General features: G+C 54.2%; 1 protein-coding gene. It reads right to left on the bottom strand.

Annotated features, from left to right (window positions below; genetic code table 11):
- Positions 1-1,258: phosphopantetheine-binding protein (locus tag SHEWPOL2_RS21990; RefSeq protein WP_037431795.1), on the bottom strand; the 1,258-nt coding region annotated here is incomplete at both ends.

Raw genomic sequence — 1,258 nt, 5'->3', positions numbered from 1 at the left:
GCAAATGTGCAATGGCAGCGGCTTTCAGCTCGTTGCGATTTTTACCCTGAGCCCAAGCGGGGATCCCTTGATGGGCGCTGCGACCCGCGAGGATAAAATGTGCCTTGCAGCGTTTCGCTAAACTTAAGGCGCACTCGAAGGTGACGCCCTTAGCACCGCCTGTGACGAGGATTTTGTCCGCTGACGAGAGAGACGCGCCACTGCGGCGAAGCACGGCATTGCCCGCGACTAAGGTGGTGCGCTCAAGCTCGCTATCAATACCGACTTCGACCGGCGCATCTTGGAGGTAGTATTCCTGCACTACCGCATTAGCGACCGTTTTAGCGTCCAAGTTTGGTGCGATATCCAGCGCGCGGCAAACCACTCCCGGCCACTCGTGATTTAAGGTTTTAGTGAGTCCAGAGAGCGCCGCTTGGTTGAGTTCACTCTGGCTAATAACAGCGCCAGCCGACTCGTCCATGCCGATATAGCCAAAGCCACCGTCGATACGGCTGACGGTGACAAAGCGGCAGTGGTCGCGCTCGGTTAACAGCGGTTGTAAGTGTTTGGCAAACAAGAAGGCTTGCTCGACCGAGGCTTTGGCGTCGTCTGCCAGCACTAAGCCAGCACCTTTATCGGGAACGGACTTATGTTGTGGCTGCAGATGAATAAAACCGGCGATTTGGCCAAGCGCTTCAATCTGATTGATGACCTCACAAATACTTTCATCATCAATCGCCTCCAGCGTGAAGCTGGCAATATGGCTATCGAGTGGTGATGCGCTGGTCACAACCGTTTTCGGTGAGCGTACAACCGCGACCTTAACGTCTTGGGCGTGAAGCTTTTCGGCAATCACCCCCGCGTTGTGGCCATCATCACTGATAACGACGTAGCTGTTTGCCGTCAGTTGAACATCGCTAGTTGCTATGATGCGCGCTAACTCAGCCGCCGCTGGCAACTTTTTTAGCATCACCTCACTATGGGGCGGCAGGTCGATGGTTTCCTCGACGGTTTCTGCAGTTGCCTCTTGAATCTCTTGAATTGGCGCAGCATGGTTTTGCTGTGGCGCCTCACTTGATGCTTGCGAACCCGCATAGAGGGCGACAATCTCACCCAAGGTGCGACACTCGGCTAAATCCTCAGGGCTCAGTTCTGGCAGGTTTGGCAGTTGATCTTGTACTGTGCCTAGAATTTCCACGCGCTTAATAGAGTCGATACCAAGGTCGGCTTCCATATCCATACTGAGTTCCAGCATTTCAACGGGATAGCCAGTCTTGTC

It is taken from the genome of Shewanella sp. POL2 (assembly GCF_000282755.1).
Taxonomy (GTDB): Bacteria; Pseudomonadota; Gammaproteobacteria; order Enterobacterales; family Shewanellaceae; genus Shewanella; species Shewanella xiamenensis.
The sequence above is the reverse complement of the archived record's forward strand: the minus strand, read 5'-3'. Positions and strand labels throughout refer to the sequence as shown.